The sequence below is a fragment of the Reyranella soli genome, assembly GCF_007992495.1.
GTDB lineage: Bacteria > Pseudomonadota > Alphaproteobacteria > Reyranellales > Reyranellaceae > Reyranella > Reyranella soli.
In genome coordinates this window covers 1-8,844 of the sequence record NZ_BKAJ01000050.1, presented here as the reverse complement: position 1 = coordinate 8,844, position 8,844 = coordinate 1, and the positions used below count along the sequence as shown (strand labels likewise).

Genomic DNA, 8,844 nt, shown 5'->3' with positions numbered 1-8,844 from the left:
GCATGAGCGCGCAGGATGCGCGCGGTCCGGAAGAGCATGAGGAGAACCAAATGAAAGTGAAGGACAAGGTCTGCGTCGTCACCGGCGCGGCGGGTGGCATCGGCGAGGCGATCGCGCGGCGCTATGCCAAAGAAGGCGCCAAGGGTGTGGTCGTGGCCGACCGCGATGCTGACCGCCTGCGCGCCGTCGCCGACGACATCCGGGGGCTGGCGGTCGCCTGCGACGTCGCCAAAGAGGCGGACATCAAGCAGCTGGTCGCCGAAGCCGAGCGGCGCTTCGGGCCGGTCGACGTGTTCTTCTCCAACGCCGGCATTGGCCGCGGCGGCCACGAGGATGCGACCGACAAGGACTGGGCCGACAGCTGGGCGATCCATGTCATGAGCCATGTCTATGCCGCGCGCGCCCTGGTGCCGGGCATGCTCGCGCGCAAGTCGGGCTATCTTTTGAACACCGCCAGCGCGGCCGGCCTGCTCGCCTCGATGGGCTCCGCGCCCTACGGCGTCACCAAGCATGCCGCCGTGGCCCTGGCCGAACATCTCGCCATCCAGTACGGCGATCGCGGCATCGTCGTGTCGGTGCTCTGCCCGCAGGCGGTCGACACCAACATGCTGCGCATGGCGGGCGCCGGCGCGGCCTCGGTCGACGGCGTGCTGCATACCGACGCCGTCGCCCAGACCGTCATCGAGGCAATGGACGAAGAGCGCTTCCTCATCCTGACGCACCCCGAGGTGAAGGAGTACATGGCGCGCAAGCTCGACCGTGACCGTTGGCTGCGCGGCATGCGCCGCCTGCGCGACAAGACCGGCGAGGGCCAAAAACGAGGTGAGGGCCGGCGCGCATGAGGAAGCAGGTCGATCTCTGGCTCGACCTGCGCAGCCCGTTTTCGTATCTCGCCAAGGATCCGGCCTACGACCTCGAGCGCGACTTCGAGGTCGAGCTTCGCCTCCGGCCTTTCGCCCTCAATATCGCGGGCGCGGTCAATCTCAGCGATCCGGAGGCGATCGCGCGGGGCATGCGCAAGATCAAGTACTTCTACGTGGACGCCCGTCGCTTCGCGAACCAGCGCGGCATCACGCTCCTGGGTCCGAAGAAGATCTTCGACCAGACGCTGGTGCATCTCGCCTGGCTTTATGCCGACAAGAGCGGCCATGGTCGCGCCCTGATCGATCTCGCCTATCCGCGTTTCTTCAAGCGCGAGATCGACTACGAGGACCGCGCCGCGGTGATGGGCCTGCTGACCGATGCGGGCGTCGATACCGCAGGCTTCGACGCCTTTGCCGCGACGGAGGGCCCGGCGGAGCTGAAGCGCCATCAGCAGGAGGCCGAAGAGCAGGGCGTGTTCGCTGTGCCGACCTTCGTCGTCGACGGCGAGCTGTTCTGGGGTCAGGACCGTATCGACTTCGTGCGCGCCAAGCTTGCGGCCTGATCAGGCGAGATGGCCGAGCGGCAGCGGTGCTGCGGTCTTGAGCGGCTGGATCGCGATGTTGGAGCGCACTTCCTTGATGATCGGCAGGTCGAGAAGCTTGCCGACCAGGAAGGCCTGGTAGCTCTCGCGGTCGGGCACGACGACCTCGAGCAGATAATCCGAATCGCCCGACACCATGTGGCAGGCCACGACCTCGGGCATGGCGACGATCGCGTCCTGCAGGGCGTCGGCCGCGAGGTCGGCATGGCCCTCGATCTTCACGGTTACGAAGGCAGTGAAGCCCAGCCCGACGCGGTCGCGCTGCAGGACGGCGCGGTAGGATTCGATGTAGCCCTCGCGCTCCAGGCGCTTGACCCGGCGCAGGCAGGGCGACGGCGACAGGCCGATGCGCTCGGCGAGCTGGTGGTTGCTCAGCCGGCCGTCGGCCTGCAGCGCCGCGATGATTCGCGTGTCGATGGCGTCGAGTGTCGGTTTTGGCATGTTGGCGCTCCGGGCCCCCGCAAAAGTGCGGAAAGTGGCGCGGGAGCCTACTCGGCAGCCCTCAATTCGCAAGGACTTCGATCGCGCCTCCCGCCGATAGTGCCGCGCATGAAGATACTTCTGGCCGGCGCCGCCGCCATGCTCCTTTCGGCCCTGACGCTGGCCTGGATCGCCACCTTCTGCCGTCTCATTCCCTTCGAGCCCGTGTCGCGATTCATCAAGGACTACGGTTCGCTGATCCGCGCGCATATCGATCTCCTGATGATGGCGCTCCTCTGCATGGCGCTCTACGCCATCCGCGTGCCTCTGCCGGTCGAGGCCTGCTGGCTGGTGGTGATCGGCGGCTTCGCCAATCCCTCGCTCTTCCTGCTGCGGGCGGTCGATCCGCAGCCGCAGATCGGCCCGATGCGCAAGGCCTATCGCATCGCGAGCTTCGCCACGACCACCGTTGGTTTCGTCTGGGCGGCCTGCTCGATCCTGCAGGCTCTTTGATTGACGGGCCGGCGCGGATCGACCAAGGTTCGCGCCATGAAGCGGCAGACCCTTCGACTTATGCGCTGATCCCGCTCCGGCCCGTCCGGACCGCGGATCGCCTGTCGTCGTGTCCGGTTCGTCTCGAGAAGTCGCTTCTATGGTCTCCTACATTGTGTCTTTGTTTGCCGGGGTCGGTTTGTGGACCGCGATCGGCGTCACCCTGGTCGCGGGCCTGATGCGCGGCTTTGCCGGTTTCGGTTCCGCCATGCTGATGGCGCCGATCTTCGCGATCCTCTTTGGCTCAGCCGACATGGTGGTGACCGTGGTCGCGATCGAGCTGGTGGTCTCCCTGCAGCTCTTCCCGCAGGTCCGCCAGCATGCCGACTGGAAGGTGCTGACGCCCATGAGCATCGCCGCCTGCGCCGCCATGCCGCTCGGCGTCTGGCTGCTGGCCAGCGTTGACAAGAACACCATCGTGACGGCGGTGTCGGCCGTCATCGTGGCCTTCGTCGTGCTGATGTGGACCGGCTGGAAATACACCGGCCGGCGCTCGACCGCCGCCACCGTCGCGGTCGGCGCCGTGTCGGGCGCCATGATGGCCACCACCAGCGTCGGCGGCCCACCGGTGCTGCTCTACCTGCTGTCGGGCAACGATCCGCCGCAGGTCAACCGCGCCAACATCGTCACCTATTATTTCCTGACCCAGTTCCTGCTGATCGTCATCGTGCTGGCGACCGGGGTGGCCGGCGTCGACGCGCTGATTCGTGCCGTGGTGCTGTTCCCGGTCATGGTGCTGGGCGCCTGGGTCGGCGGCCGGGCCTTTCATGGCCTGGCCAGCGAGCGGCTCTACCGCAACGTGGCGCTCACCATTCTGTTCGCCACCGGCCTGTTCGGCCTGCTACGCAGCTGGCTGTTCTGATATTATCGGCCGGCACTGGAGGAGGAGTTTCTATGCGCGTCGTCACCTGCGCTCTCGGCTTGGCTTTCATCTCGGCGCTCGCAACCGGTGCCCAGGCGCAGGATGCTTTCATGCAAGCCTGCACGATGACCACGCCGCAGAAGATGTGCGAATGCATCTCTGCCAAGGTTCCGGCTGACAAGAAGCAAGCCGCCATCGAAGGCATGCGCAAGTCCAACAAGGCGATGGAGCCGGGTGGCAACCTGCTCGACCCCTCCAATCTCACGCAGGAGCAGATGCAGGGCCTGGACGCGGTGGTCATCGCCCAGGCCAACTGCAATCCCTGAGGGCTATCGCCCGTCGCAGGCGCCGAGCGGAACGCGCGCGGTGTAGGCCGCCGTCAGGCAGTCCGCGCGGGTCCGGTAAGTGCCGGGTTGGAAGCGCGATGTGGTGTTGGCGGCGCTGGCTTCCTTCAGTTCCCAGTCGGCGCGCGAAAGGCACGGTGTGGGCGTGCGCCGGAAGGCGTTGTAGACGTCGCGCCGCTCGCACAGCAGCTCCTTAGCGGCGCGCTTGTGCCCGGAACGATAAAGCAACGATGCCGTCTGTACCGTCGTGAGGTTGCCCGCCGCGACGGAATCGACTGGCGCGATGTCGCTGAGATAGAGCCGCAGCATGGCTTCTTCCTGCGCCGAGATGGTGTTCGTCGCACTGACGCCGTTGCCGACGCCGCCGGCACCCGTGCCGACGCTGGCACCCGGGCCGCCGATGCCCGCGCCCGAACCGACGCCGGTACCAGCGCCGACGCCTGCAACACCTCCTGTGCCGCTGCCGCCGACGGTACCCGTCCCACCGCTGCCCGTGCCAGTGCTGCCCGTGCCAACGCCACCAGTTCCGCCGCCTCCAGTTCCACCGCCACCAGAGCCACCGCTGCCGGCGCCACCGATGCCGATCCCGACACTTGCATTGCCAGACGCTGGCCCGCCGCCGACCGCGGCTGTCGCGCCCGCGGCGCCACCCGGACCCGTGCCGCCGCCGACGCCACCGATGCCAATGCCGACGCTGGCATTGCCCGATGCTGGTCCGCTGACCGCGGCGTCCACGCCGGCCCCGCCGCTGGAACCACTGCTGCTGCCGACGCCACCAACCCCCACGCCGGCGCTTGCATCGCCGGACGTGCCGCCGGCTGCCCCAGACGAAGCGCCGCCCGAAGCCCCAGCGCCGGCACCGCCGCCGCCACTACTACCGCCAGCGCTACTACCGGCGCCGCCGCCGCCCGTACCGGCGCTGGCTCCGGCGCTGCCGCCAGCCGATGCGCCTCCCGCCGCACCGGTACTCGCTCCGCCGGTTGCCCCAGCGGCTGCCCCGGCCGCACCTGCCGCGGCTCCGGCGGCAGCACCGGCTGCAGCGCCCGCTGCGCCGGCGGCGGCGCCTGCAGCGCCGCCCACCTGGGCAGTGGCGTGTTCAACCGACACGATAGCAAGCAATGAAACCAGGCCGGTCGCGACGGCAACCGCAGGCAGCAGACGAACGCCCATGATCCCACCTCCCTGTAAATCACTGGGGAGGGAAACCGTTTGGGGCGTCGCAAGTTCCGCCGTTCGCGAAAAATCTGTGCGATACGCAACGATGGGCTGTGTCGGATGGACTACAGGTCGCTAGAGATTGTGGCAGGCAACCTGCCGGCCGTCGCCGACATCGACCAGCGGCGGGGCGATCTCGGCGCACACGGCGCTCTCGCGCGGGCAGCGGCCGCACAGCCGGCAGCCAGGTGGCGGATCGATCGGCGTCGACACCTCGCCTTGCAGGGTGAGACGCGGTGCGGGCTTGGCCGGATCGGCCTCGGGGACCGCCGCAAGCAGGGCCTTGGTGTAGGGATGCAATGGCTTGTCGAACAGTGCCGCTGCCGGTCCCGTCTCGACGATCTTGCCGACATACATCACCGCCACCCGATCGCTGATATGGCGGATGACGCTGAGATCGTGGGCGATGAAGAGGTAGGTCAGCCCGAACTCCTTCTGCAACTCGCGGAACAGGTTCAGGATCTGCGCCTGGATCGACACGTCGAGCGCCGACACCGGCTCGTCGCCGATCACCAGCTCGGGATCGACCGACAGCGCGCGGGCGATGGCGATGCGCTGGCGCTGGCCGCCCGAGAATTCATGCGGATAGCGATCGATGTGCTCGATGCCGAGCCCGACGCGGCGCAGCAGCTCGAGCACCCGTTCGCGCTTCTCGGCCCACGAGCGCACCAGCCCGTGGATCTCCATCGGCCGGCTCAGGATGTGCATGATCGTCTTGCGGGGGTTGAGCGAGCTGTAGGGGTCCTGGAACACCAGCTGGACCTCCTTGCGCGCCTCCTTCATGCGGCTGCGCGAGAACCCCAACAGGTTTTCGCCCTTCAAGGTGACTTCGCCGGCGGTGGGCTCGATCAGCCGCGTCACCAGCCGCGCCGTCGTCGACTTGCCGCAACCGCTCTCGCCCACCAGGCCCAACGTTTCGCCGCGATGGATGTGGAAGTCGATGCCGTCGACCGCCTTCAGCACCTGGGTCTTCTCGCCGGCGAGCTTGGAATAGATGTCGCCGTGCAGGGTGAAGTGCTTGGTCAGTCCCTTGACCCGCAGCAGCGTGTCGTCGGCCGTCGGCGCCATCGTCATGCCGTCCCCCGATCGTGCAGGTGGCAGGCGGCGAGATGGCCGGGCGCGATCTCCTTGAGTCGCGGGATCTCGCGGCGGCAGACATCCATGGCGTGGCTGCAGCGCGGATGGAACTTACAGCCCGTCGGCGGGTCCATCATGTTGCACACCGAGCCCGCGATCGGCGTCAGGTACTTGGCCTGGCCGTCGAGCCGCGGAATCGAGTTCAGCAGTCCCACCGTGTAGGGATGCTGCGGCCTCGCGAAGATCTCGCGCTTGTCGCCGAGCTCGACGATGTGGGAGGCGTACATCACCCCGACGCGGTCGCAGGCATGGGCGACGACGCCGAGATTGTGGGTGATGAACAGCAGCGACATGCCGAGCCGCTCGATCATGCCGGTGATCAGCTCGAGGATGGTGGCCTGGATGGTGACGTCGAGCGCCGTGGTCGGCTCGTCGGCGATCAGGAAGTTTGGATTGCAGCTGAGCGCCATGGCCAGCATGACGCGCTGGCGCATGCCGCCGGAGAATTCGTGGACATAGCTGTCGAGGCGTTTCTGCGGCGAGGGGATGCCGACCAGGGACAGGAGCTCGACCACACGCTCGCGCGCCTCCTTCTTGGAAAGGCCGAGATTGGTGCGCAGCGCATCGGAGATCTGGTCGCACACGGTGAACACCGGGTTCAGCGCGCTCATCGGCTCCTGGAACACCATGGCGATGCGCCGGCCGCGCAGCGCGCGCATCTCGGCGTCGCTCTTGTCGAGGATGTTGCTGCCTTCGAACAGCACGCGGCCGCGCGGGATCTCACCCGGCGGGGCGGGGATCAGGCGCATGATCGCCTTGGCCGTCACCGACTTGCCGGAGCCCGATTCGCCCACCAGCCCGAAGGTCTGGCCGCGCTCGATCGAGAAGGAGGCGCCGTCGACCGCGGTGAGGTCGCCGCGCCTGAGGTGGAAGCGGACCGTGAGATCGTCGAGCTCCAAAACTGTCTCGGCCATCTCAGCGCTCCGCCAATCGTGGATCGAGGATGTCGCGCAGCCCGTCGCCGAAGAGGTTGAAGGCGAGCACGGTGTAGCAGATGGCAAGGCCGGGGAAGGCCGCGATCAGGGGGGCGGTCTCCATGTAGTCGCGGGCGGCGGCGAGGTCGGAGCCCCAGTCGGGCGTCGGCGGCGGCGTGCCCAGGCCGAGGAACGACAGCGCGGCCACGATCAGGATGACGTAACCCAGCCGGACCGTGGCGTTGACGATCAGCGGCGAGATGATGTTGGGCAGGATCTGGCGGAGCGCGATCGACAGGCTGCCGTCGCCCACGGCACGCGACGCCTCGACATATTCCTTCTGCTTCTCGGCCAGCACCGTGCCGCGCGACAGCCGCGCCACCTCGGGCATGAAGGCAAAGCCCAGGGCAAAGACCAGCACCGCGTCGTTGGCGATGCCTTCGATTTTCCATTCACGGGCCAGGGTGACGACCAGCAGGTAGAAAAGCAGGCCGGGAAAGGCGAGCAGGCCATCGATGAAGCGCATGGCCACGGTGTCGACCTTGCCGCCGAAATAGCCCGACAGCACGCCGTAGGGGATGCCGACGGACAGCCCGAAGGTCACCGCCAGCAGCGCGATGGCGACCAGCCGGCGGCCGCCATAGAGCAGGCGGGTGTAGATGTCGCGGCCCATGCGGTCGGTGCCTAGCAGGTGCTTCTCGGAGGGCGGCTGCAGCCGCTCGCGATAGTTCTGCTTGATCGGATCGTAGGTCGTGATCCACGGCGTGGCGATGCAGGCCCCGAACAGCAGCACCAGCATGACGGCGCCGATCGAGGCGGTGCGGCTCTTGCGCAGCTCGTGCCAGGCGTTGCCCAGCGCCATGCGCCAGCGCGCGAGGCGGCCGCCGATCGCCGGGGCGCGGACGGCTTGGAGTTCGGCGAGCTTGTCGGCCTGGATTTCCGTCATGGTCCGTCCCTAACCGAACTTCACGCGTGGATTGAGCAGCCTGTAGGTCAAATCGACCAGCAGGTTCATGATCACGACGATCACGCCCAGCACCAGCACACCGGCCTGCACCAGCGGATAGTCGCGCTGCAGGATCGCCTCGAAGATGGCGCGGCCGATGCCAGGCCAGGCGAAGATCGATTCCAGCACCACGGTGCCGCCGAGCAGGTTGGCGAGCTGCAGGCCACTGATGGTGATGGTCGGGATCATGGCGTTGCGCAGCGTGTACTTGAAGATGACCTTGCGCTCGCTAAGGCCGACCGACCGCGCGGTGTCGACATATTCCTTGTTCATCTCGTCGAGCATGGAGGAGCGCGTCAGTCGCGTGGTGTAGGCGGCCTGGCGAAAGCCGATCGCCGCTGCCGGCAGGATCAGGAATTTCAGGCTCGCCCAGGGATCGACGAACGGGTTGGCGAAGCCCGAGGAGGGCAGCCAGCCGAGATAAAGCGAGAAGAACAGCACGCAGAGGATCGCGAACCAGAACTCGGGAATCGAGATGCCGATCAGCGAGGTGACCTGGGCGGTGTAGTCGATCGCCGTGTTGCGCCGCACGGCGGCGATGGTGCCCAACGGTACGGCGATCAGCATGGAAAGCGAGATGCCGACAACAGCGAGATAGACGGTGGCAGGGATGCCCGACATCAGCTCGACGGCGACCGGCCGGCGCGTCACCAGCGAGTAGCCGAAGTCGCCCTGCACGGCGCGTATCAGCCACTTGGCGTAGCGGATGTAGACCGGCTGGTCGAGGCCGTACTCCTTCTCGAGGACCTTGCGCACTTCCGGGTCGTTGACGCCCTCGCTGCCGACCAGGGTGTCGATGATGTTGCCCGGCAGCATCTCCACGAAGGTGAAGACCACCATCGACAGCACGAGCAGGACGGGTACCAGGTAGGCGACGCGACGGATGATGTAGGCGAGCATGGCTGAGACCTTTCAAGGTCTCCCGGACC

11 protein-coding genes are annotated in these 8,844 nt (G+C 67.2%); 5 read left to right on the top strand and 6 right to left on the bottom strand.

The annotated features are described in order from the left end of the window. The first annotated feature begins 50 nt into the window (after nucleotides 1–50). Together RSO01_RS15680 and RSO01_RS15675 are read left to right on the top strand one after the other, a co-directional pair. A complete protein-coding gene (locus RSO01_RS15680) occupies nucleotides 51–842 on the top strand; it encodes an SDR family oxidoreductase (RefSeq protein ID WP_147150056.1) in 792 nt (263 codons plus the stop codon). After that, nucleotides 839–1,426: a 2-hydroxychromene-2-carboxylate isomerase gene (locus tag RSO01_RS15675; protein ID WP_147150055.1), complete on the top strand. Its 588-nt coding sequence runs from the start codon at nucleotides 839–841 to the stop codon at nucleotides 1,424–1,426. The genes RSO01_RS15680 and RSO01_RS15675 overlap by 4 nt, the downstream gene beginning before the upstream one ends. Here the strand turns inward: RSO01_RS15675 and RSO01_RS15670 are convergent, their stop codons facing one another. Beyond that, nucleotides 1,427–1,906 (bottom strand): Lrp/AsnC family transcriptional regulator, encoded by a 480-nt coding sequence (locus tag RSO01_RS15670; protein ID WP_147150054.1) that lies wholly within the window; start codon nucleotides 1,904–1,906, stop codon nucleotides 1,427–1,429. A gap of 108 nt (nucleotides 1,907–2,014) precedes the next feature. Here RSO01_RS15670 and RSO01_RS15665 point away from each other — a divergent pair, with 108 nt between their 5' ends. The 3 genes from RSO01_RS15665 (at nucleotide 2,015) to RSO01_RS15655 (ending at nucleotide 3,625) form a co-directional block, all read left to right on the top strand. Next, nucleotides 2,015–2,398, top strand: a complete 384-nt coding sequence (locus tag RSO01_RS15665) for a hypothetical protein (protein WP_147150053.1) — start codon at nucleotides 2,015–2,017, stop codon at nucleotides 2,396–2,398. Nucleotides 2,399–2,537: 139 nt separating this feature from the next. Beyond that, the gene (locus tag RSO01_RS15660; protein WP_147150052.1) at nucleotides 2,538–3,299 is read left to right on the top strand and encodes a sulfite exporter TauE/SafE family protein; all 762 of its coding nucleotides are present in this window, start codon (nucleotides 2,538–2,540) and stop codon (nucleotides 3,297–3,299) included. Between the two features lie 32 nt (nucleotides 3,300–3,331). Then, a complete protein-coding gene (locus tag RSO01_RS15655) occupies nucleotides 3,332–3,625 on the top strand; it encodes a hypothetical protein (protein ID WP_147150051.1) in 294 nt (97 codons plus the stop codon). 3 nt (nucleotides 3,626–3,628) lie between these two features. On the opposite strand, the gene RSO01_RS15650 is transcribed toward RSO01_RS15655, so the two are convergent. The 5 genes from RSO01_RS15650 to RSO01_RS15630 all read right to left on the bottom strand — a co-directional run bounded on the left by RSO01_RS15650 (nucleotide 3,629) and on the right by RSO01_RS15630 (nucleotide 8,815). After that, complete coding sequence (locus tag RSO01_RS15650) at nucleotides 3,629–4,813, bottom strand: hypothetical protein (protein ID WP_147150050.1); 1,185 nt, start codon at nucleotides 4,811–4,813, stop codon at nucleotides 3,629–3,631. A gap of 120 nt (nucleotides 4,814–4,933) precedes the next feature. Next, nucleotides 4,934–5,932: an ABC transporter ATP-binding protein gene (locus tag RSO01_RS15645; RefSeq protein ID WP_218037349.1), complete on the bottom strand. Its 999-nt coding sequence runs from the start codon at nucleotides 5,930–5,932 to the stop codon at nucleotides 4,934–4,936. Beyond that, a complete protein-coding gene (locus tag RSO01_RS15640) occupies nucleotides 5,929–6,909 on the bottom strand; it encodes an ABC transporter ATP-binding protein (RefSeq protein ID WP_147150049.1) in 981 nt (326 codons plus the stop codon). The genes RSO01_RS15645 and RSO01_RS15640 overlap by 4 nt, the downstream gene beginning before the upstream one ends. Before the next feature lies 1 nt (nucleotide 6,910). Then, nucleotides 6,911–7,855, bottom strand: coding sequence for an ABC transporter permease (locus RSO01_RS15635; RefSeq protein WP_147150048.1), 945 nt, complete (start codon nucleotides 7,853–7,855; stop codon nucleotides 6,911–6,913). A gap of 9 nt (nucleotides 7,856–7,864) precedes the next feature. Continuing rightward, nucleotides 7,865–8,815 (bottom strand): ABC transporter permease, encoded by a 951-nt coding sequence (locus RSO01_RS15630; protein WP_147150047.1) that lies wholly within the window; start codon nucleotides 8,813–8,815, stop codon nucleotides 7,865–7,867. Nucleotides 8,816–8,844 lie beyond the last annotated feature (29 nt).